This is a genomic window from Salmonella enterica subsp. enterica serovar Typhimurium str. LT2 (genome assembly GCF_000006945.2).
Lineage (GTDB): Bacteria > Pseudomonadota > Gammaproteobacteria > Enterobacterales > Enterobacteriaceae > Salmonella > Salmonella enterica.
In genome coordinates, this window is the sequence record NC_003197.2 from 3,347,312 (window position 1) to 3,369,175 (window position 21,864).

Genomic DNA, 21,864 nt, shown 5'->3' on the forward strand with positions numbered 1-21,864 from the left:
TTTCACGACGCTAATAAACCGGAATCGCCATCGCTCCATGTGCTAAACAGAATCGTAGCCAGTCGGCCAGAAACTGATTAATTTGATGCTTTTCGTCGCGTTGATGCAACTTTTTATTTGGATAATCATACCGCGCTTTGAAGCGAAAGATCTGCTGGCTTGAACACACTTCAGCCACCATCGCATCATGGTAGAGGCGCACCGTCAGCGACGGCAGGCTCCAGTAGGTGATGGCTGGCGTCGTTTGCTCGATCGTTACAAGCGTAGTGTATCGGGTCGATTCCACAATCGTTAACCGATATTGTACGTTGCCCACCTGATAGCTCACCGTTTCACCGGGGGCGTCATTGCGCGGCAGCAGGCGGCGCAATTGCGAAAAATTGGTTTCGCACAAACGCATCATTTCTGGGAAGTCAGGTGTATAACGCTTCATTTTTTCCACTCGTTTTTTAACTCTTGATGATGCAACTGAAGCCATTGCAAAGCGATGACTGCGGCTGCGTTGTCGATTTTCCCCTCTTCTACCCACTGGTATGCCTGTTCCCGGCTTACCACATGAACCCGAATATCTTCGTTTTCATCCGCCAGACCATGAATACCTACCGCGGTCGTGGCGTCCACTTCACCCACCAGAATAGATGAGCGCTCGCTGGTTCCTCCTGGACTCGCCAGGTAACTGATGACCGGTCGGGTGCGGCCCACGGTCAGCCCTGCTTCTTCCATCGCCTCCCGCCGGGCGACCGCCTCAATGGTTTCGCCTTCTTCTATCATGCCGGCGACCATCTCCAGCAGCCACGGCGTAACGCTTGTGTCATATGCGGCAATACGAATCTGTTCGACCAGCACCACCTCGTCGCGTTCAGGGTCAAAGGGTAGCAAGACGGCGGCGTGCCCGCGCTCAAAAATTTCGCGCTTTACCTCGCCACTCATTTCTCCGTTGAATAAACGATGGCGGAATCGATACACATCCAATGAAAAAAAACCGCGATAGCGCGTTTCCCGTGCAATAATTTCTACATCGCTTTTGGTGAAAGTAACTGGCAAGTTGTCTGATTTACGCATTGTGCTGCCCTGCTAGCAATAATGATTAAATGATGAATTTCAAGGGTGGTTGACTGCTGTTTTATCACCCTTGTGGTAAATTGGTGCCAATTAAGGCTCGTATGGCACGTAACGCCAACTTTTTGCAGTGGCGGATTCTGCTAGAATCAGCAATTATTTTTACAAATTGATCAGCGCTAAATACTGCTTCACAACAAGGAATGCAAATGAAGAAATTGCTCCCCATCCTTATCGGCCTGAGCCTGTCGGGGTTCAGCACACTAAGCCAGGCAGAGAACCTGATGCAAGTTTATCAGCAAGCACGCCTGAGCAACCCGGAATTGCGTAAATCCGCTGCCGATCGCGATGCTGCATTCGAAAAAATTAACGAAGCGCGTAGTCCTTTACTGCCGCAACTGGGTTTAGGTGCCGACTACACCTACAGCAACGGTTATCGCGATGCGAACGGTATCAACTCCAATGAAACCAGCGCTTCTCTGCAATTAACGCAGACGCTATTTGATATGTCGAAATGGCGTGGGCTCACCCTGCAAGAAAAAGCAGCAGGCATTCAGGATGTCACCTATCAGACCGATCAGCAGACGCTGATCCTCAATACCGCGAACGCGTATTTTAAGGTATTGAACGCTATTGATGTGCTTTCCTATACCCAGGCGCAAAAAGAGGCTATCTACCGTCAGTTAGATCAAACGACGCAACGTTTTAACGTGGGTCTGGTCGCCATTACCGACGTGCAAAACGCCCGTGCGCAATATGATACCGTACTGGCGAATGAAGTGACCGCCCGCAACAACCTGGATAACGCGGTAGAAGAGCTGCGCCAGGTAACCGGCAATTATTACCCGGAGCTGGCGTCGCTTAACGTCGAGCATTTTAAAACCGACAAACCCAAAGCTGTTAATGCGCTGTTGAAGGAAGCGGAAAACCGTAACCTGTCGCTGTTGCAGGCGCGTTTAAGTCAGGATCTGGCGCGCGAGCAAATCCGTCAGGCGCAGGATGGTCACCTGCCGACGCTGAATTTAACGGCCTCAACCGGCATTTCTGATACCTCTTATAGCGGTTCTAAAACCAACTCCACCCAGTACGACGATAGCAACATGGGGCAGAATAAAATCGGCCTTAACTTCTCCCTGCCGCTGTATCAAGGTGGGATGGTTAACTCGCAGGTAAAACAGGCGCAGTATAACTTCGTCGGCGCAAGCGAACAGCTGGAAAGCGCGCACCGTAGCGTGGTGCAGACCGTACGTTCTTCCTTTAACAATATTAACGCCTCCATCAGCAGCATCAACGCGTATAAACAGGCGGTCGTTTCCGCGCAAAGTTCTTTGGATGCCATGGAAGCCGGTTACTCGGTCGGTACACGTACCATTGTTGACGTACTGGATGCCACCACCACTCTGTATGATGCCAAGCAGCAACTGGCCAACGCGCGTTATACCTATTTGATTAATCAGTTAAATATCAAATATGCGCTCGGTACGCTGAACGAGCAGGATCTGCTCGCGCTTAACAGTACGTTGGGTAAACCTATCCCGACGTCGCCGGAAAGCGTAGCGCCGGAAACGCCAGATCAGGATGCTGCCGCAGACGGTTATAATGCTCATAGCGCCGCGCCAGCAGTACAGCCGACCGCCGCTCGCGCCAACAGCAATAACGGCAATCCATTCCGGCATTGATAAGTTATTCGCTGGCGCTGCGCTTATCAGACCTGTGCCCTTGTAGGTCTGGTAAGCGCGGCGCTACCTGTCATAAAGCCGCGCCTGAACGTAAGACAACGTAAAGATCCTGCTATTCCGCCGCATTCTCGCCTTTTCTCGCTTCAATTTCGACCAGTCATCCTCTATTCTGAAGGCATGTTGTATTTACCACTGGGTCCTGGAAGACAAATATGAAACGGACAAAATCCATCCATCACGCATCATTTCGCAAAAGCTGGAGCGCGCGGCATTTAACGCCGGTCGCCCTGGCGGTTACGGCTGTTTTTATGCTGGCTGGCTGTGAAAAAAGCGATGAAACCGTATCGCTGTATCAAAACGCTGATGACTGTTCAGCGGCGAATCCGGGCAAAAGCGCGGAGTGTACAACCGCGTATAACAATGCGCTGAAAGAGGCCGAACGTACTGCGCCTAAGTACGCTACACGCGAAGATTGCGTCGCTGAGTTTGGCGAAGGTCAGTGCCAGCAAGCGCCTGCACAGGCTGGCATGGCGCCGGAAAATCAGGCGCAGGCCCAACAATCCAGCGGCAGTTTCTGGATGCCGCTTATGGCAGGTTACATGATGGGGCGTCTGATGGGCGGCGGCGCAGGCTTTGCGCAACAGCCGCTGTTTAGCTCGAAAAACCCGGCCAGCCCTGCATACGGCAAATATACCGATGCGGCAGGTAAAAACTACGGCGCGGCGCAACCGGGCCGGACAATGACCGTACCGAAAACCGCGATGGCGCCGAAACCTGCCACCACAACAACCGTTACCCGCGGCGGTTTTGGCGAATCCGTCGCCAAACAGAGCACCATGCAGCGTAGCGCTGCCGGTACTTCAACACGTTCGATGGGCGGCTGATACGCATGGAAAGAGTCAGTATTACCGAGCGCCCGGACTGGCGCGATAAAGCGACTGAATACGGGTTTAATTTTCACACTATGTATGGTGAACCGTACTGGTGTGAAGACGCTTATTACAAGTTAACGCTCGCCCAGGTGGAAAAACTGGAAGACGTTACCGCCGAGTTGCACCAGATGTGCCTCAAGGTAGTAGAACGCGTCATCGCCAGCGATGAGCTGATGACGAAGTTTCGTATTCCAAAACATACCTGGGGTTTTGTTCGTCAGTCCTGGCAAACGCAACAACCGTCGCTCTATTCCCGCCTCGATCTGGCCTGGGACGGCATCGGCGAGCCTAAGCTGCTCGAAAATAATGCCGACACGCCAACGTCGCTGTATGAAGCGGCGTTTTTCCAGTGGATTTGGCTGGAAGATCAGATCAACGCGGGCAATCTGCCGGAAGGCAGCGATCAGTTTAATAGCCTGCAGGAAAAGCTGATTGAACGCTTTGCTGAACTTCGCGAACAGTACGGTTTTCAGTTGCTGCATCTCACCTGCTGTCGCGATACGGTTGAGGATCGCGGCACCATTCAGTATTTACAGGACTGCGCGGCCGAAGCGGAAATCGCCACCGAATTTCTCTATATCGACGATATTGGTCTGGGGGAAAAAGGCCAATTTACGGATCTGCAGGATCAGGTCATTGCGAACCTGTTCAAGCTCTATCCGTGGGAATTTATGCTGCGCGAGATGTTTTCCACCAAGCTGGAAGATGCCGGCGTGCGCTGGCTGGAACCGGCCTGGAAAAGCATTATCTCCAATAAAGCGTTGTTGCCGCTGTTGTGGGAGATGTTCCCTGACCATCCGAATCTGTTGCCTGCGTATTTCGCCGAAGACGAACATCCGCCAATGGATAAATATGTCGTGAAACCGATCTTCTCCCGCGAAGGGGCGAACGTATCGATTATTGAGAACGGTAAAACGATCGAATCCGTGGAAGGCCCGTATGGCGAAGAGGGTATGATCGTGCAACAGTTCTATCCGCTGCCAAAATTCGGCGACAGTTACACCCTGATTGGTAGCTGGCTGATTAACGATCAGCCCGCCGGAATTGGTATCCGTGAAGATCGGGCGCTGATCACCCAGGATCTCTCCCGCTTCTATCCGCATATTTTTGTCGAAGGATAGATTCTCCTGTAAGCCCGATGCGCGTAGCGCCATCGGGCAATCATTCAGCGCCTTATCCGGCCTACCCCACCTGCACCGACAACATACTTATACTGCCCATCTCAATACCGTCGACCGGGATGGTGATAGGTTCCTTGCCGTCCCAGGCGCCAAGTACATACAGCAAAGGCAAAAAGTGCTCCGGCGTCGGGTTCGATAAGGCGCCCCCTTCATGTTGCAGATAATTCACCAGCGGGTGCTGTTCTACCGGCCCCTGCCACGTCAGATTGGCTTTCACAAAGTCATTAAATGACGCCGCCCAGGGATACGGTATATTGTCACCGTGCCAACGCACAGTCCGCAGATTATGAACTACATTCCCGCTGGCCACCAGCATCACGCCTTCGTCACGCAGCGTCGCCAGCTTACGACCCACCTCAAAATGCCATGCCGCCGGTTTGGTACTATCAACACTAAGCTGCACCATCGGGATATCCGCATTCGGGTACATCTTGATCAATACGCCCCAGGAGCCGTGATCAAATCCCCACGCTTCTTTATCGAGCGCGACGGGAACGGGAGCCAACAGTTCAACCAGACGCTGCGCCAGCGCAGGCGATCCAGGGGCCGGATAATGCGTGTCATACAGCGCCTGCGGAAAACCGCCAAAATCATGGAGAGTTTGCGGCCTTTCCATCGCTGTGACGCCAGTCCCACGGGTATACCAGTGCGCCGACACCACCACTATCGCCTGTGGTCGCGGTAGGGCTTCCCCCAATCGCCGCCAGGCGCGGGTATAATCGTTATCGTCCAGCACGTTCATCGGGCTGCCATGCCCCAAAAACAATGCTGGCATACACGTTAAAGACATGATGTTATCCTTACTGGAAAGACATTTTGTTAACATCACCATACGCTTTCTTCACAGAGGAAGAACTCAGATAACCATGATGAAGATCATCAGTTATTTTGAAGGTCAGGTTCGGACGGCAAATTGATAAGGAGTAATGGATGTCAGTACCACTTATTCTGACCTTACTGGCGGGCGCCGCCACCTTTATTGGCGCGTTTCTTGGCGTTCTCGGCCAAAAACCGTCTAACCGCGTGCTGGCTTTTTCGCTGGGCTTCGCCGCAGGGATCATGCTGCTTATCTCGCTGATGGAGATGCTGCCCGCCGCGCTTGATACCGAGGGGATGTCGCCTGTACTGGGCTACGGAATGTTTATTATCGGCCTGTTGGGCTACTTCGGGCTGGACCGCCTGCTTCCTCACGCTCATCCGCAGGATCTGGTGCAAAAAAGGCAGCAGCCGCTTCCCGGCTCGATAAAACGCACTGCGATTTTATTGACGCTCGGCATTAGCCTGCACAACTTTCCGGAAGGGATCGCCACCTTTGTCACTGCCAGCAGCAATCTTGAACTGGGTTTCGGCATCGCACTGGCGGTGGCGTTGCACAATATTCCTGAAGGTCTGGCGGTTGCCGGCCCGGTTTATGCCGCGACGGGCTCAAAACGTACCGCGATTTTTTGGGCCGGTATCTCCGGCATGGCGGAAATTCTTGGCGGCGTGCTGGCGTGGCTGATTTTGGGCAGCCTGGTTTCACCGATCGTTATGGCGGCTATCATGGCGGCAGTCGCCGGCATTATGGTGGCGCTCTCCGTCGATGAACTGATGCCGCTGGCAAAAGAGATCGATCCTAACAATAACCCCAGCTATGGCGTGCTTTGCGGTATGTCCATCATGGGGCTCAGTCTCGTCATTTTGCAGACGATAGGTATCGGTTAAGAGAAACGTCGCGCCGGATGCAGGCCTTTAGCCAGGCAACATCCGGCTGCCCGTCAAGGATATGCGCTATTTCTGCTCATTCATCACGCTGTCGCCTTCGCTCGTCTGGCGAAAACGTTTCGTTCGCGCTTCAAGTAATGCATCTCTGTCTTGCCGAAACGCTCTGCAATAACGCTTCATATGGCAAATATACCCTACTACCACCAGAACGATTAATATTATCCAATACCAGGCAATAAACATCCTTTTTACCCTTAAAATTTAACATCACTAAACATTTAACGTTAAAATTTTACATACCCTTATTTTGACGTATTCATATACTGGCATATTTGTGGAACAAATAAATGATTTTGATCATATAAATCAGTGGTGAAACACAATAATGAAAGAGGTATTAAGCAGAAAACAATGTCGATAAGATCACACTTCGTACTAATTTATATTGTTCTTAAAATATCACACTCCTACTATCGACTCACTCAGGCAATTAAAAAATATTGATACAGAATATACTTTAAAATAAGTAACAGCATCATGACTTATATTTAAAGACCAATCATTTACCTCATTTATTATTCATAAAAACATAGTATATTCAGAAGTATTATATTTAGAAGTTGTATATAAGGAGATATATCCATGTTTGACCAATACCGGAAAACAATACTTGCCGGTGCCGTCGCACTGACATGCGGACTCACCGCAGCCAGTACGTTTGCCGCAGGTTTTCAACCGGCACAGCCCGCAGGAAAATTAGGCGCAGTCGTTGTCGATCCTTACGGAAATGCCCCTCTCACCGCGCTGGTGGAATTAGATAGCCATATTATTTCAGACGTTAAAGTTACTGTACATGGCAAAGGGGAAAAAGGCGTTCCTGTTACTTATACCGTTGGGAAAGAGTCTTTAGAAACCTATGACGGTATTCCTATTTTTGGCCTTTATCAGAAATTTGCCAACAACGTCACGGTAGAATATAAAGAAAACGGCAAAGCCATGAAGGATGACTATGTGGTGCAGACGTCCGCCATCGTCAACCATTATATGGATAACCGTTCTATTTCAGATCTCCAGCAAACGAAAGTTATTAAAGTTGCGCCAGGATTTGAAGATCGCCTTTATCTGGTAAATACCCATACCTTTACGCCGCAGGGCGCTGAATTTCACTGGCACGGCGAAAAAGATAAAAATGCGGGCATTCTTGATGCCGGCCCGGCGGGCGGGGCTTTGCCTTTCGATATCGCCCCTTATACGTTTGTGGTCGACACCCAGGGTGAATATCGCTGGTGGCTGGATCAAGATACCTTCTACGACGGCCACGATATGAATATCAACAAACGCGGCTACCTGATGGGTATTCGTGAAACGCCTCGCGGCACCTTTACCGCGGTGCAGGGCCAACACTGGTACGAGTTTGACATGATGGGGCAAATTCTTGCCGATCATAAACTGCCGCGCGGGTTCCTGGATGCGTCTCATGAATCCATCGAAACCGTGAACGGCACCGTACTGCTGCGCGTCGGCAAACGAGTTACCGCAAAGAAGACGGCATACATGTTCATACTATTCGTGACCAAATCATTGAGGTCGATAAGTCTGGCCGCGTAGTAGACGTTTGGGATTTAACCAAAATCCTCGACCCTATGCGTGATGCGCTGCTCGGCGCGCTGGATGCGGGCGCAGTATGCGTGAACGTCGATCTGGCCCATGCCGGACAGCAGGCGAAACTTGAACCGGATACGCCGTATGGCGATGCGCTTGGCGTTGGTGCCGGTCGTAACTGGGCGCACGTCAACTCTATCGCTTATGACGCGAAAGACGACTCCATCATCCTTTCTTCCCGCCATCAGGGTATTGTAAAAATTGGTCGCGATAAGCAGGTGAAATGGATACTGGCACCGTCTAAAGGCTGGAATAAGCAGCTAGCCAGTAAATTGCTGAAACCGGTAGACGATCATGGTAAGCCGTTGACCTGTGACGAAAACGGCAAGTGTAAGGACACCGATTTCGATTTCACCTATACCCAACATACGGCATGGCTTTCCAGCAAAGGCACGTTAACGGTCTTTGATAACGGCGATGGTCGCGGCCTGGAGCAACCGGCTCTACCGACCATGAAATATTCCCGTTTTGTCGAATATAAGATCGATGAGAAGAAAGGCACCGTACAACAAGTTTGGGAATACGGTAAAGAACGTGGATATGATTTCTATAGTCCTATTACCTCGGTTGTTGAATATCAAAAAGACCGCGACACCATGTTCGGCTTTGGCGGTTCTATTAACCTGTTCGACGTTGGTAAACCCACAGTCGGCAAACTGAATGAGATTGACTATAAAACGAAAGAAGTGAAAGTTGAAATTGATGTGCTGTCGGATAAACCCAACCAGACTCACTATCGTGCATTACTGGTTCATCCAACGCAAATGTTTAAATAAATAACGGGAAGGAATTAATATGTCATCTAAATGGATTACCTCTTTATTTAAAAGCGTAGTATTAACCGCAGCATTGGTCACTCCTTTTGCGGCATCGGCTTTTACCGAGGGCACAGATTATATGGTTCTGGAGAAACCGATTCCTAATGCGGATAAAACGCTGATTAAGGTATTTAGCTACGCCTGCCCTTTCTGCTACAAATATGACAAAGCCGTAACAGGTCCGGTTTCTGATAAAGTAGCCGATCTCGTTACGTTCACTCCGTTCCACCTGGAAACAAAAGGCGAATATGGCAAACAGGCCAGCGAAGTATTTGCAGTCCTGATCGCCAAAGATAAAGCTGCCGGGATTTCGTTATTTGATGCTAAATCACAATTCAAAAAAGCGAAGTTCGCCTGGTATGCGGCTTACCATGATAAGAAAGAGCGCTGGTCAGATGGGAAAGATCCGGCGGCATTTATTAAAACCGGGCTGGACGCCGCAGGCATGAGCCAGGCTGATTTTGAAGCGGCGCTGAAAGATCCTGCCGTTCAGGAGACGCTGGAAAAATGGAAAGCCGCCTATGACGTTGCCAAAATTCAGGGTGTTCCGGCTTACGTCGTCAACGGCAAGTACCTTATCTATACCAAAAACATCAAATCCATCGATTCTATGGCTGAACTCGTTCGGGAACTGGCCACTAAAAAATAAGCAGGGAAACGATTATGGATTTTATTAAGGGATTATGGCGAGACCTACGCGCAAGACCAGTGGATACGCTGGTGAGATGGCAGGAACAGCGCTTTCTGTGGCTGTTAATGGCCATCGCGATGGGAGGATTAATTATCCTGGCGCACTCGTTCTTCCAAATCTACCTCTACATGGCACCGTGCGAGCAGTGTGTTTACATCCGTTACGCGATGTTTGTGATGGTAATTGGCGGGGTGATTGCGGCGATAAATCCCAAAAATATCGTGCTGAAGCTGATTGGCTGCATCGCGGCGTTTTATGGCAGCATTATGGGCATTAAGTTTTCTATTAAGCTTAATGGTATCCATCATGCGGTACATAATGCGGACCCCGATTCACTTTTTGGCGTGCAAGGATGTTCGACTGACCCGACCTTTCCTTTCAACTTACCGTTGGCGGAATGGGCACCGGAGTGGTTTAAACCTACCGGAGACTGCGGTTATGACGCGCCTATCGTCCCTGATGGCGTAACGCTCAGTAGCGTACAGCAGTGGTTTGTCGATCTCTACCAGCAGTCCGAAGGCTGGTATCTGCTTCCGCCCTGGCACTTTATGAACATGGCGCAGGCATGTATGTTGGCCTTTGGGTTGTGCCTGATTCTGCTGCTGGTGATGAGCGGCGCCTGGGCATTGAAACTGGCCAGAGGCAAATAACCTGAATAGATAAACCAAAGCAGAGGTCTGCATTCAGGCCTCTGCTTTTCTCACAATAATTTTACCATTCAGCTTATTCGTCGTTCTTTGAAACTGAACGATATGGCACCGAAGGAATACAAAAAAGCCGATGACATCTCATCGGCTTTTTTCAACCATGATCCGTTCGATCAGCTGGCTTTGCGCTCATGCGCCTGGCGGTAAGCCACCAGATCTTCAATCGTGACTACCGCCATATTATGCTGGCCTGCAAACGCGATACACTCCGGCGCGCGCGCCATCGTCCCATCGTCGTTAGTCAACTCGCACAGTACACCTGCAGGTTTAAAACCGGCCAGCGTCATCAGATCGATGGTCGCCTCCGTATGACCGCCGCGCGTCAGCACGCCGCCCGCCTGAGCGCGCAGTGGGAAAACGTGCCCCGGACGGTTAAGATCGGACGGTTTTGCGCCATCCTTAATTGCCGCACGCACCGTAGTGACACGGTCAGCGGCGGAAACGCCGGTGGTCACGCCTTCTGCGGCTTCAATGGTCACGGTAAAACCGGTGCCGTAGGCGCTGGTGTTGTTTTCCACCATCATTGGCAAGTCGAGCTGCTTACGACGGTCTTCAGTAATACACAGGCAAACAATACCGCTACCGTGACGAATGGTTAACGCCATCTGTTCTACGGTCATCGTCTCTGCGGGGAAAATCATATCGCCTTCGTTTTCACGATCTTCATCATCAAGCACCATCACACCGCGTCCTTCACGCAGCGCATCCAGTGCAAGTTCAACACGTTCAAAAGGCGTACCAAAAGAGGAAAGTAGCGTCTGATTCATGGTAAAAAAACCTCATTAATATTATGGTTACCAGAATCAGGGCAGTCTTAGGAGTGCCGACAAGCGGCAAAAAAATAACGTGAGCGGGTCCATGCCCGACTGGATCGTTACCCTCTCCCATCCGGACTTTAACCGTCGGCCCCGGAATTACACCGGATCTGCTGACCTTTTCGCTATGGCAAAAAGCGCTCGCGGGCTTTCAACCTGCTCTCCGCGTTCCGTCACGGCGCGCCGTGATGAGAAATGCGTTAAACATCGCTGATTTACCGCCGGTGGGGAATTTCGCCCCGCCCTGAGAATAAGCGGGTTAACTATAACGCTATTGATTACCTTCATCAACGCCTTTACTCCGTATGACGTCACACAATTCTGGTTTATGGCGTCCACATATCGCACTACAATAAGAGCTAACACTTACCAGTTCAGGGAAACCACAATGATTGACCCGAAAAAAATTGAGCAAATCGCACGCCAGGTTCATGAGTCAATGCCGAAAGGTATTCGCGAGTTCGGGGAAGATATCGAGAAAAAAATCCGTCAAACGCTGCAATCTCAGCTGACGCGTCTCGATCTGGTGAGCCGCGAAGAGTTTGATGTCCAGACTCAGGTCTTGCTGCGCACCCGGGAAAAACTGGCGCTGCTGGAGCAACGCCTCAGCGAACTGGAAGCTCGCGACAAGCCTGAAGAAGTAAAACCTGCGCCCGCCATTCCGCCAGTCGATCCACAACAAGAGTAAAAACGTGAACGGGCCTGACGGCCCGCTCATATAAGATCTGAATAATGCCCTGCACCTGTAAAGGGAGCCTGCATTAGTGTTCTAATTCTAACCTTTTCGCCTGAGTCGCCTGCTGGCAGTAAAGCGCGTAACGCTTGCAAAACCAGTCGCGATGCTCCTCGTCCATATTGCCGGTTACCGCCTGGATATCAACAGGACGCCCCTCCGCCTGCATTCTGGCAAAACTGCGCGCCAGAAAATCGAAATTATTTAATGAATAGACGTTATTGTTGTTCATCAGCATACCCTCCAGTTATTGAATTCTGTTAAGGCTATATGCTTTTTCTGATTTCAGTATTTCCCTATATGTACGGCGGTTTTATACATAACGTGCGCAAATTTAATGCGCAAAATCACAATATTCACCAAAGATAACGACGGATAAATCGCTTTTCGGACTTAAGGAGATATGGGTCACATGATATTGTAACGCAATGAAATAACAAGCATGAAAATTATCACGCGAACATCCTTCTGAAGGCGGCGACAAGGATAGAAAATATGACCTTATTTGCGGAGTATAACAGCCCCTATCTGTTTGCCATCGCGTTCGTTTTCTTTATCGGCGTGCTGGAGATGATTTCGCTGATTTTTGGCCACTTTCTTTCAGGCGCGCTCGACGCCCATCTCGATCATTATGACGCCCTGTCATCCGGCCCTGCGGGCCAGGCGCTTCATTATCTGAATATTGGACGCGTTCCCGCCCTGGTCGTCCTCTGTCTATTGGCCGGTTATTTCGGCCTCTTCGGTATCCTCATCCAGCATGGCGGGATCATGCTCTGGCAAGCGCCGCTCAGCAATCTGCTGCTGGTCCCGTTGAGCATTGTCCTGTCGGTCTTTGCCGTGCATTACAGCGGAAAAATCCTCGCGCCCTGGCTACCCAGAGATGAAAGCTCCGCCCTCCGGGAAGAGGAATTTATCGGCGGCATGGCGATTATTACCGGCCACGCCGCCGTCGCCGGTACACCTTGCGAAGGAAAATTTACCGATAAGTTCGGCCAGATTCACTATTTACTGCTGGAACCCGAAAAGGGAAAAGAATTTAAAAAAGGAGACAAGGTGCTGATTGTCTGCCGACTTTCCGCAACGCGTTATTTGGCTGAGCGTACCTTCTATGTTTAATTGAGAGGAACTTACATAATGGATGATGTTTTTGGCATATTGCCATCATGGATGTTTACCGCCATCGTTGCGGTTATCGTCTTACTAATTATCGGGATCATTTTTGCTCGCCTCTATCGCCGCGCATCTGCGGAACAGGCATTTGTCCGTACCGGGCTTGGCGGGCAAAAAGTGGTGATGAGCGGCGGCGCTATTGTGATGCCAATCTTTCACGAAATTATTCCGATCAATATGAATACCCTAAAACTTGAAGTCAGCCGTGCTACCGTCGACAGCCTGATCACCAAAGATCGTATGCGCGTTGACGTGGTCGTCGCTTTCTTCGTACGTGTAAAACCCTCTGTTGAAGGTATTGCCACCGCCGCACAAACGCTTGGCCAGCGAACGCTGTCGCCGGAAGATCTGCGTATGCTGGTTGAGGATAAATTCGTTGACGCCTTACGCGCTACCGCGGCCCAGATGACGATGCATGAGCTACAGGATACGCGTGAAAACTTCGTTCAGGGCGTACAAAACACCGTTGCGGAAGATTTGTCGAAAAACGGCCTGGAGCTGGAAAGTGTCTCATTAACCAACTTTAACCAAACGTCCAAAGAGCATTTCAATCCAAACAATGCCTTTGATGCCGAAGGTCTGACGAAACTGACGCAGGAAACCGAACGCCGCCGTCGTGAACGTAATGAAGTGGAACAGGATGTGGAAGTGGCGGTGCGCGAAAAGAACCGCGACGCGCTTGAGCGCAAGCTGGAAATCGAGCAACAAGAAGCCTTTATGACTCTGGAGCAGGAGCAACAGGTTAAAACCCGCACCGCCGAACAAAACGCTAAAATTGCCGCTTTTGAGGCCGAGCGCCATCGTGAAGCAGAACAGACGCGCATTCTTGCTGAGCGGCAGATCCAGGAGACGGAGATCGAACGTGAGCAAGCAGTACGGTCCAGGAAAGTTGAGGCCGAGCGTGAAGTACGTATTAAAGAGATCGAACAGCAACAGGTGACAGAAATCGCCAACCAGACGAAATCTATCGCCATTGCCGCCAAATCCGAGCAGCAATCGCAAGCGGAAGCGCGCGCCAACGACGCGCTGGCCGATGCGGTTCGCGCCCAGCAAAACGTAGAAACCACCCGCCAGACCGCCGAAGCGGATCGCGCCAAGCAGGTCGCTCTGATCGCCGCGGCGCAGGATGCGGAAACCAAAGCGGTCGAACTGACCGTTCGGGCAAAAGCAGAGAAAGAAGCGGCAGAATTGCAAGCCGCCGCTATCATCGAACTGGCGGAAGCAACGCGTAAAAAAGGTCTGGCGGAAGCCGAAGCGCAACGGGCGCTGAATGACGCTATCAACGTACTATCTGACGAACAAACCAGCCTCAAATTTAAACTAGCGCTCTTACAATCGTTGCCTGCTGTTATTGAGAAGTCTGTTGAACCGATGAAATCCATCGACGGCATTAAGATTATTCAGGTCGATGGCCTCAATCGCGGCGCGACGGCGGGCGACGTCGCCGCTGGCGGCGCTAACGGGGGAAACCTGGCGGAACAAGCGTTATCTGCCGCGCTCACCTATCGTACCCAGGCACCGCTGATCGATTCGCTGTTAAACGAGATTGGCATCGCTGGCGGCTCGCTAAAGGCGCTGACCACGCCGTTGGTTTCATCGGCAACGGATGAGATTAATCGCGAAGCAACGATAAAAGAGCAATAACCCCCCGCCATATCTCCTGTCCCTGGTCATAAGACCGGGGATTTTTTTATCTTTTTTCCACCTTGTCTGTACAAAGCGTTATGACCAGCAGGCCATTTTGCGTGGGCGATCCAGTAACGCAAAATCGGCGGGAGAAAGCCCTTGCGCCAGACAGGCCACTCACCAACAATCGCGATGTCAGCAAGGGGCTGAAACGGGAAAGCCCCTCCCGAGGAAGGGGCTTTAATAAGGAAAGGGTTATGATGCACCAGGTCATCATACTGATTGTTCTGTTACTGATAAGTTTCGCAGCTTACTAACAGACAATCAGAGGGGGGGAGAGATCCCCTCTCACCCTTATTCCTTTACTTTAGGTCGAAAAAAAAGCAGCGTCAACCGCGAGATACGCGTCGAAACAAAATGTCCGACGCGCCTTCAAAATCAGCGCCCGCCGCGTCTGTAACGCCTGATGACGCGGTTTTACTTCTCGCTCTCGGTCTGGATCTTTTTGATGATATTGGTCGTGGAACAACCATCTTCGAAGTTCAGCACCATGACTTCACCGCCGTTGGCCCAGACCTCTTCGCTGCCCGCGATCTCTTCCGGCTTATAGTCGCCGCCTTTTACCAGCAGATCCGGCAGAATACCGGCAATCAGTCGTTGCGGCGTATCCTCTTCAAAAGAGACAACCCAGTCGACCGACTCCAGCGCGCCTAGCACGATCATACGCTGTTCGAGCGGATTAACCGGACGGCTTTCGCCCTTCAGGCGTTTAGTCGAGGCGTCACTATTGACCGCAACAATCAGGCGGTCGCCCAGTTTGCGCGCGTTCGCCAGATAAGAGACATGGCCCGCGTGCAGAATATCGAAAACGCCGTTGGTCATGACCACTTTCTCGCCACGCTTACGCGCGCTGGCGACGGCCTGTCTCAACTCCTCTTCGGTCATAACGCCGAAGCCGGTATCCGCGCGTCCGCGCACTGCGTTTTCCAGCTCAATAGGGGAAACCGTTGACGTCCCGAGTTTACCTACCACTACGCCCGCCGCCGCATTGGCGAAATAACACGCCTCTTCCAGGGTATTTCCCGCCGCCAGCGTCGCCGCCAGCACGCCGATCACCGTATCGCCCGCACCGGTAACATCATAAACTTCCTGCGCCTGCGTCGGCATATGTAGCGGCGCTTTATTCGGTTGCAGCAGCGTCATTCCCTGTTCGGAACGCGTGACCAACAGCGCGGAAAGGTCGTAATCAGCAATGAGTTTCATGCCGCGTTCAACCAGTTCGTCTTCGCTTTTACATTTCCCCGCGACCGCCTCAAATTCAGAAAGGTTTGGCGTCAGCAGCGTGGCGCCGCGGTAACGTTCAAAATCCGTTCCTTTCGGATCGATGAGCACCGGCACGCCCGCCTGGCGCGCCAGGGAAATCATAGTCTGCACGCTGGTCAGAGCGCCTTTGGCATAATCGGACAATACCAGCGCGCCGATCGATCCCAGCGCCTGGTTGATACGCTCATGCAACGGCTGCGGGTCCACGCCCTCAAAGCCTTCTTCAAAATCAAGACGAATGAGCTGCTGATTACGTGATAGTACGCGCAGTTTGGTAATCGTCGGATGCGTCGGCACAGAAACGAAGTCGCACTTCACATTGACCTCCGCCAGCGTTTTGCTCAGCGCGCGCGCGGCGTCATCAATACCCGTCAGGCCGACCAGACGGGCGTTCGCTCCCAGAGACGCAATGTTCATCGCCACGTTCGCCGCGCCGCCCGGGCGTTCCTCAACGGTATTTACCTTAACCACGGGCACCGGCGCTTCCGGTGAAATACGGCAAGTGGGGCCATACCAATAGCGATCCAGCATTACATCACCCACAACCATGACGCCTGCACGTTCAAACGCTGGCAGATTTACTTTCATTCCTGTCTCCTGAGAGATTCAAAATTTGCGCGCGATAATAGCATAATTCAAACGGCTACCAGCCACTTCCGCCAGCTTGCCTGCACCAGCGCGCGCTCTTTGCTAAAACACGTCTGCGCCACATGACCGGGAAGCTCCTGCAACGCCAGGTGGTGCAGTTCATCACGCAGTGTGGTGTAGGCTACCGTCAGCGCCTGCGCCTCGTGTTCATCCATAATGCCGTTTTGCGCCAGAAGCTCCAGGATGCGCACGTTATCAGACCAGCGCGTTAATTTAGGTTTTTCATGAGCGTAGCGCAGTACCAGATATTGCGCGATAAACTCAATATCCGTAATACCGCCTTCATCAGCTTTAATATCAAAACGATCACGATGCTTATTGCCGAGATGCGCCCGCATTTTCTCGCGCATTTCACGCACTTCAGTCTGCAATGTCTTGCCGTCGCGCGCCGTCGTCATGATAGTGCGGCGCACCGCATCAAACTGTGAGGTAAGCTGCGGGTCGCCATATACCACGCGAGCGCGTACCAATGCCTGATGTTCCCAGGTCCAGGCTTCATGCTGCTGATAATCGGCAAACGCGTCCGCTGAAGTCACCAGCATTCCCGCCGCGCCAGAGGGGCGTAGACGCGCATCCACCTCATACAAAATGCCGGAGGAAGTGCGCGTACTGAACAGATGCATAATGCGCTGCGCCAGGCGCAGATAAAACTGCCGCCCGTCGATTTCGCGTTCGCCGTTGGTCATGACGTCCATCGGACAGTCATGCAGGAAGATGAGATCCAGATCGGAACTGTAGCCCAGCTCCCATCCGCCCAACTTGCCATAACCGACAACCGCAAACCCCCGCCCCTGGCGCTCGTCCAGATGCGCTGGCTGACCATAACGCGCAACCATTTGCGTCCACGCCTGCTGCACCACAGCATCAATCATCGCCTCCGCCAGCCATGTGAGGTGATCGCTTACTTTCATCACCGGCAGCGTACCGGCAATATCCGCCGCCGCAATCCGCAAAAGCTGTGCCTGTTTAAACTGGCGTAATGCCTCCAGTTGTTGTTCTTCGTCCTCTTCCGGCACGCGCAGCAAATATTGGCGTAATTCGTCGCGGTAAGCGTCGGTAGCCGTCGGCTGATAAAGCGTGCCGGGGTCGAGCAGTTCATCAAGCAACAACGGATAACGCGCCAATTGGCTCGCTATCATTGGCGAAGCGGCGCAGAGCATAATCAGGTGTTTCAGCGCGCCGGGAAATTCGCTCAGCAGCTCCAGATAGGTGGTGCGAGTGACAATCCCCGCCAGCAACGGCGTTATCCGCGATAGCGTAACAGCGGCGTCTTCGCGAGAACAGACATCAGCAAGCAGGTGCGGCATCAGTTGGTCCAGCACTTGCCGCCCGCGCGGGCCGATAGGGCGTTTATCCAGTTCCTTACGGAAGTCAGCGATGAGGGTCAGAACCTGTCGCCGCTCCTCATCGGCTAAATGCGCCAGCACTGGCGTCGAATCATCCTCCTGTAGCGCATCCTGCCATACTTCACGCCACGGCTCTGAACGTTCTTCCTCCTGCGGGGTATCGGCTTCATCATCGCCAATTAATTCGTTGAATACGCGGCGTACATTAGCCATATGATCCGTCAGTTCACCAACAAGCTGCGGCCAGTTCTCCGCCTTCATTCCCCAGGCCAGCCGCGCCCGATTCAGATCGTCGGCAGGCAACGTTTGCGTCTGTTCGTCATTGATGCTTTGCAGCAGATTCTCCAGACGACGTAGAAAAAGATAGGCCACGCGCAGTTGCGCCACGTCATTCTCAGGCAGCAAATGCAGCGCAGCGATAGCATCCAGCGTCGGCAGTAACGAACGCGACTGTAGCGACGGCTCGCGTCCGCCGCGGATGAGCTGGAATACCTGCACGATAAACTCAATTTCACGAATACCGCCCGCGCCAAGTTTAATGTTGTCTTTCAAACCGCGGCGTCGCACTTCGCGGGCGATCATCCCTTTCATATTACGTAGCGACTGGATGACGCTGAAATCGATATAGCGGCGGAAAACGAAAGGCCGCAGCATGGCGCGTAATTCACGAGACCAGGCGTCGTCGTTATCGCCCATTAGCCGCGCTTTCACCATGGCGTAGCGTTCCCAGTCGCGTCCTTGCTCCTGATAGTAATCCTCCAGCGCGGCAAAACTCAGTACCAGCGGGCCGCTGTCGCCAAACGGTCGCAGGCGCATGTCCACCCGATAGACAAAACCGTCCATTGTGGGCTGATCCAGCGCTTTGATCAGCCGCTGCCCGAGACGCGTAAAAAACTGGGCGTTATCGAGTTCACGACGCCCGCCCCGGGTCTCGCCATGTTCCGGCCAGGCGAAAATCAGATCGATATCAGACGAAAAATTCAGTTCGCCGCCGCCCAGCTTGCCCATGCCTAAAATCAACAGCGGCTGCGGAACGCCCTGCGGGTTACAGGGGGTTCCCCATTCGCGGCAACAGGCGGCATACAGCCAGTCGCGCGCCCCCACAATGAGCGTCTCCGCCAGATGGCTCAACTGTTGTAAAATAGTCTCATCGTCCACCAGCGACAGCGTCTGTGCCCAGGCGATGCGTACCATGATGCGACGACGAAAAAACCTCAGTTCACGCATCAGCGAGGCGTCGTCACAGACACCTGCCAACGCCTCCTGTAACCAGCCAGCATAATGTCGCCATTCATCAGCCTGCGGCGATGCGGATTCCAGTTCGGCAAGCCACTCCGGATGCGCTATCACGCTATCCAGCGCAAAATCGCTAAATGTAAGTACTGACTTCGCCTGCACGCTAAGCGATGTCTCAGTAAATCCTTCTGGTAGGCGCTCAACAACGGTCTGCCAGTACTGCGATAAGGGTGAAGAGAGCGGCGTCATTTAGGGGATATCCTTTAAATAATGCCGGGTGGCGGCGTTTCGCCTGATCCGGCCTACAAGTCCGCATACCGTAAGCCTGATAAGCGCAGCGTCATCAGGCGCTTTCTACGGTTCTGATTATCGTTTTCCGCTGTGCAACCAGAACGGCTGCTGGTTGATGGCCTCATTACGGAAATGTTCAATTTCAATACGTTGCCCGGTAATAATGGCGTGACGCAATCCCTGCCAGTTCTCCAGCCATGCCTGCGCGACCATCGCATCATAATACCCGGCCAGCAGTAAAACGCTGTCAATATCGCGAGTCAAACGCGGCAACTGGTCGCGATATTTATCACCCAGCGGTTGTCCAAAAACTTTTTTTAATTCAGCAGCATGACGAGAAAGATGAATGTCGGCGAAACGCTTAAAAGAATCGGCCATTTTGGCCTGCGCCTTCGCGTCCAGAAATGGCTGCCAGGCTTTCGTCACCAGCCATTCCGTCAATGCCAGTTTCGCCATCGCCGTTTGCGTACTATAAACGGCTGTGACGGCGGACACCGCGGATGTCATCGTCGCTTCCGCCTGGGTAAGTAGATCACGTAAGTGAGCGCTCGCTTTACGCGGAACAATGCCACCAAAGAGCATTAAGGCATGGCGCACCAACCCCATAGCATCCAGCACGTGTTCTTTCGCCGACTTGTCGCCGCGCAGCCAGAGCTCTTCATGGTACTGCCACTGTGACAACGCCAGATCCAGCGAGGCCTCCAGCCCTTGCTCTACCGTGGCTTTCGCGGCGGTCCGCAGAATTGTCGTTGGTGTATTCTCTCGCGGCGCATTCCCCTGCGCCAGGTGATAACCTCGCGCCGCCTTACTCAGACTGCCCTGACGCAAACCGGTTTGCGACAGCAGTTGCTTCGCCAGTTTTAACACGGCGCGCGTATCGCCGCGAAGCAACTCAAGCTCCAGCTCACAAATCGGTTCGGCAAACTCGCCCGCTTTTACGTCGCCGAGATCGAGCGCAATTTCAATCCTGCTGCCGTCAACGTCCAGACACCATTTTTCCCGGTAAAAATCGGTACTGAACAGCGGCTGTACGCTTGATGCCAGGCCGGCGGGCAGGTTGCCATCCGGCCAGACCTCCGCCGGAAGTTGCGTCAGATCCAGCACGGGTTCGCTTAGCGCGACATTGTATTCGGGTCGCTGGTGCAGCCCCCCCGTTACCCGGCCGGCAATTTTCATGGTCATTTCATAGCGCCCATTTTCACCACGAATACGCAGCCCCATATCATGGCGGCGTAGCCAGTTATCAGGCGTTTCGAAGTAGATATTCAGCAACTGGCTGGGCGCATGATGCTCGCCGCCGAGCGTATGAAGATGATTTCGCAGCGCATCTACGGCGTCGTGATTGACGATAAACTTTAATTCGATTTCCTGAGCCATGGCCTTGTACTTATGGGTTATGTCACATCTGGGAAGATTCTTGGCGAACTTACCCGCATTATTTTTGTCAGTAGATAGTATTTTGCGCCAAATTGCCATGCAACGAGCAATTTGACGGGCGTAAAAGTTTGACGTAGCGGCAAAGGCGACACAGATGATTCCGATTGATGTCGACTACTTTGCGTAGCGACACTGATGCCGTTACTATCGTTCCACTTTCTCTGACAATAACGACAGCCTGATGCCAAAATTACGCCTGATTGGACTAACTTTACTTGCGCTTAGCGCCACCGCCGTCTCTCATGCTGAAGAGACGCGTTACGTTTCTGATGAACTGAATACCTGGGTCCGCAGCGGTCCGGGAGATAATTATCGCCTTGTGGGTACCGTCAACGCCGGCGAGGAAGTCACGCTCTTACAGAGCGATGCCAACTATGGTCAAATCAAAGACAGTTCTGGTCGTACTGCCTGGATACCGTTAAAAGAACTGAATACCACGCCAAGCCTGCGTACCCGCGTGCCGGATCTGGAAAATCAGGTCAAAACGTTGACTGATAAACTCAACAATATTGATACCACGTGGAATCAGCGCACCGCCGATATGCAGCAGAAAGTGGCGCAAAGCGACAGCGTCATCAACGGGCTAAAAGAAGAGAACCAGAAGCTGAAAAACGAGCTGATTGTCGCGCAGAAAAAAGTTAGCGCCGCGAATCTGCAACTGGATGACAAACAGCGCACCATTATTATGCAGTGGTTTATGTATGGCGGCGGCGTATTGGGTATTGGCTTGCTGTTAGGGCTGGTGCTGCCGCATATGATCCCAAGCCGTAAACGCAAAGACCGCTGGATGAACTAAATCGCCTTCT

The 21,864-nt window shown here is 52.4% G+C and carries 20 protein-coding genes and 18 other annotated features; of the genes, 12 read left to right on the forward strand and 8 right to left on the reverse strand.

Annotated features, from left to right (window positions below):
* Window positions 1-10: 10 nt before the first annotated feature.
* Together yqiB and yqiE are read right to left on the reverse strand one after the other, a co-directional pair.
* The gene (yqiB, locus tag STM3184; RefSeq protein ID NP_462099.1) for a putative cytoplasmic protein occupies window positions 11-442 on the reverse strand. Within the gene, window positions 11-433 belong to an annotated coding region; the region does not span the whole gene.
* Window positions 430-1,074, reverse strand: a protein-coding gene (gene yqiE, locus STM3185) for a putative resistance protein (RefSeq protein ID NP_462100.1). Within the gene, window positions 430-1,062 belong to an annotated coding region; the region does not span the whole gene. Before yqiE ends, yqiB begins: the two co-directional genes overlap by 13 nt.
* Window positions 437-442 (reverse strand) — a ribosome-binding site (putative RBS for yqiB; RegulonDB:STMS1H003217). It overlaps the preceding gene by 6 nt.
* Window positions 1,069-1,074, reverse strand: a ribosome-binding site (putative RBS for yqiE; RegulonDB:STMS1H003218). Its footprint lies within the gene yqiE.
* 188 nt (window positions 1,075-1,262) lie before the next feature.
* Here yqiE and tolC point away from each other — a divergent pair.
* The 3 genes from tolC (at window position 1,263) to ygiC (ending at window position 4,791) form a co-directional block, all read left to right on the forward strand.
* Entirely contained in the window at window positions 1,263-2,738 is a 1,476-nt protein-coding gene (gene tolC / locus STM3186) for an outer membrane channel (RefSeq protein ID NP_462101.3), read from the forward strand.
* Window positions 2,739-2,937: 199 nt separating this feature from the next.
* Window positions 2,938-2,943, forward strand: a ribosome-binding site (putative RBS for ygiB; RegulonDB:STMS1H003219).
* Window positions 2,938-3,622 (forward strand): putative inner membrane protein gene (gene ygiB, locus STM3187; protein NP_462102.1). Within the gene, window positions 2,951-3,622 belong to an annotated coding region; the region does not span the whole gene. (Overlaps the previous feature by 6 nt.)
* Window positions 3,615-3,620 (forward strand) — a ribosome-binding site (putative RBS for ygiC; RegulonDB:STMS1H003220). (Overlaps the previous gene by 6 nt.)
* Window positions 3,615-4,791 (forward strand): putative glutathionylspermidine synthase gene (gene ygiC, locus STM3188; protein NP_462103.1). Within the gene, window positions 3,628-4,791 belong to an annotated coding region; the region does not span the whole gene. The genes ygiB and ygiC overlap by 8 nt, the downstream gene beginning before the upstream one ends.
* A 61-nt stretch (window positions 4,792-4,852) precedes the next feature.
* On the opposite strand, the gene ygiD is transcribed toward ygiC, so the two are convergent.
* Window positions 4,853-5,696, reverse strand: a protein-coding gene (ygiD, locus tag STM3189; protein NP_462104.1) for a putative cytoplasmic protein. Within the gene, window positions 4,853-5,683 belong to an annotated coding region; the region does not span the whole gene.
* Window positions 5,691-5,696 (reverse strand) — a ribosome-binding site (putative RBS for ygiD; RegulonDB:STMS1H003221). (Overlaps the previous gene by 6 nt.)
* Before the next feature lie 73 nt (window positions 5,697-5,769).
* Window positions 5,770-5,775, forward strand: a ribosome-binding site (putative RBS for ygiE; RegulonDB:STMS1H003222).
* Between ygiD and ygiE the strand changes: the two genes are divergently transcribed.
* From ygiE to STM3194, 5 genes are all read left to right on the forward strand, one after another.
* The gene (gene ygiE, locus STM3190) for a putative divalent heavy-metal cations transporter (RefSeq protein ID NP_462105.1) occupies window positions 5,770-6,555 on the forward strand. Within the gene, window positions 5,782-6,555 belong to an annotated coding region; the region does not span the whole gene. (Overlaps the previous feature by 6 nt.)
* 635 nt (window positions 6,556-7,190) lie before the next feature.
* Window positions 7,191-7,196: a ribosome-binding site (putative RBS for STM3191; RegulonDB:STMS1H003223), on the forward strand.
* Window positions 7,191-8,163, forward strand: a protein-coding gene (locus tag STM3191) for a putative arylsulfate sulfotransferase (RefSeq protein ID NP_452516.1). Within the gene, window positions 7,198-8,163 belong to an annotated coding region; the region does not span the whole gene. Its footprint overlaps the feature before it by 6 nt.
* A 35-nt stretch (window positions 8,164-8,198) precedes the next feature.
* Window positions 8,199-8,993 (forward strand): putative arylsulfate sulfotransferase, encoded by a 795-nt coding sequence (locus tag STM3192; protein ID NP_452517.1) that lies wholly within the window; start codon window positions 8,199-8,201, stop codon window positions 8,991-8,993.
* A gap of 12 nt (window positions 8,994-9,005) precedes the next feature.
* Window positions 9,006-9,011, forward strand: a ribosome-binding site (putative RBS for STM3193; RegulonDB:STMS1H003224).
* Window positions 9,006-9,684 (forward strand): putative thiol-disulfide isomerase and thioredoxin gene (locus STM3193; protein NP_462108.1). Within the gene, window positions 9,013-9,684 belong to an annotated coding region; the region does not span the whole gene. (Overlaps the previous feature by 6 nt.)
* Before the next feature lie 8 nt (window positions 9,685-9,692).
* Window positions 9,693-9,698, forward strand: a ribosome-binding site (putative RBS for STM3194; RegulonDB:STMS1H003225).
* The gene (locus STM3194; protein ID NP_462109.1) for a putative disulfide isomerase occupies window positions 9,693-10,376 on the forward strand. Within the gene, window positions 9,699-10,376 belong to an annotated coding region; the region does not span the whole gene. (Overlaps the previous feature by 6 nt.)
* Before the next feature lie 170 nt (window positions 10,377-10,546).
* Here STM3194 and ribB read toward each other — a convergent pair.
* The gene (gene ribB / locus STM3195) for a 3,4 dihydroxy-2-butanone-4-phosphate synthase (protein ID NP_462110.1) occupies window positions 10,547-11,214 on the reverse strand. Within the gene, window positions 10,547-11,200 belong to an annotated coding region; the region does not span the whole gene.
* Window positions 11,209-11,214, reverse strand: a ribosome-binding site (putative RBS for ribB; RegulonDB:STMS1H003226). It overlaps the preceding gene by 6 nt.
* A gap of 355 nt (window positions 11,215-11,569) precedes the next feature.
* Window positions 11,570-11,575, forward strand: a ribosome-binding site (putative RBS for yqiC; RegulonDB:STMS1H003227).
* Here ribB and yqiC point away from each other — a divergent pair.
* The gene (yqiC, locus tag STM3196; RefSeq protein NP_462111.3) for a putative cytoplasmic protein occupies window positions 11,570-11,936 on the forward strand. Within the gene, window positions 11,577-11,936 belong to an annotated coding region; the region does not span the whole gene. Its footprint overlaps the feature before it by 6 nt.
* A gap of 73 nt (window positions 11,937-12,009) precedes the next feature.
* Here the strand turns inward: yqiC and glgS are convergent.
* The gene (gene glgS / locus STM3197; RefSeq protein ID NP_462112.1) for a rpoS dependent glycogen biosynthesis protein occupies window positions 12,010-12,228 on the reverse strand. Within the gene, window positions 12,010-12,219 belong to an annotated coding region; the region does not span the whole gene.
* Window positions 12,223-12,228, reverse strand: a ribosome-binding site (putative RBS for glgS; RegulonDB:STMS1H003228). It overlaps the preceding gene by 6 nt.
* An 87-nt stretch (window positions 12,229-12,315) precedes the next feature.
* Window positions 12,316-12,336: a protein binding site (putative binding site for CRP, RegulonDB: STMS1H000051), on the reverse strand.
* 127 nt (window positions 12,337-12,463) lie between these two features.
* Window positions 12,464-12,469: a ribosome-binding site (putative RBS for STM3198; RegulonDB:STMS1H003229), on the forward strand.
* Between glgS and STM3198 the strand changes: the two genes are divergently transcribed.
* Both STM3198 and yqiK read left to right on the forward strand, forming a co-directional pair.
* Window positions 12,464-13,097 (forward strand): putative inner membrane protein gene (locus STM3198; RefSeq protein NP_462113.1). Within the gene, window positions 12,477-13,097 belong to an annotated coding region; the region does not span the whole gene. (Overlaps the previous feature by 6 nt.)
* 4 nt (window positions 13,098-13,101) lie before the next feature.
* Window positions 13,102-13,107: a ribosome-binding site (putative RBS for yqiK; RegulonDB:STMS1H003230), on the forward strand.
* Window positions 13,102-14,795, forward strand: a protein-coding gene (gene yqiK / locus STM3199; protein NP_462114.1) for a hypothetical protein. Within the gene, window positions 13,116-14,795 belong to an annotated coding region; the region does not span the whole gene. It overlaps the preceding feature by 6 nt.
* 459 nt (window positions 14,796-15,254) lie before the next feature.
* On the opposite strand, the gene rfaE is transcribed toward yqiK, so the two are convergent.
* From rfaE to ygiF, 3 genes are all read right to left on the reverse strand, one after another.
* Window positions 15,255-16,700 (reverse strand): putative sugar nucleotide transferase domain of ADP-L-glycero-D-manno-heptose synthase gene (gene rfaE, locus STM3200; RefSeq protein NP_462115.1). Within the gene, window positions 15,255-16,688 belong to an annotated coding region; the region does not span the whole gene.
* Window positions 16,695-16,700 (reverse strand) — a ribosome-binding site (putative RBS for rfaE; RegulonDB:STMS1H003231). (Overlaps the previous gene by 6 nt.)
* A gap of 35 nt (window positions 16,701-16,735) precedes the next feature.
* Window positions 16,736-19,594 (reverse strand): adenylyl transferase for glutamine synthetase gene (gene glnE, locus STM3201; protein ID NP_462116.1). Within the gene, window positions 16,736-19,579 belong to an annotated coding region; the region does not span the whole gene.
* Window positions 19,589-19,594 (reverse strand) — a ribosome-binding site (putative RBS for glnE; RegulonDB:STMS1H003232). Its footprint overlaps the gene before it by 6 nt.
* Before the next feature lie 102 nt (window positions 19,595-19,696).
* Window positions 19,697-21,004 (reverse strand): putative cytoplasmic protein gene (ygiF, locus tag STM3202; RefSeq protein ID NP_462117.1). Within the gene, window positions 19,697-20,998 belong to an annotated coding region; the region does not span the whole gene.
* Window positions 20,999-21,004: a ribosome-binding site (putative RBS for ygiF; RegulonDB:STMS1H003233), on the reverse strand. Its footprint overlaps the gene before it by 6 nt.
* A 235-nt stretch (window positions 21,005-21,239) precedes the next feature.
* Here ygiF and ygiM point away from each other — a divergent pair.
* Window positions 21,240-21,854 carry a putative SH3 domain protein gene (gene ygiM, locus STM3203; RefSeq protein ID NP_462118.1) on the forward strand — a complete coding sequence of 205 codons (615 nt, stop codon included), beginning with the start codon at window positions 21,240-21,242 and terminating at the stop codon, window positions 21,852-21,854.
* Window positions 21,855-21,864 lie beyond the last annotated feature (10 nt).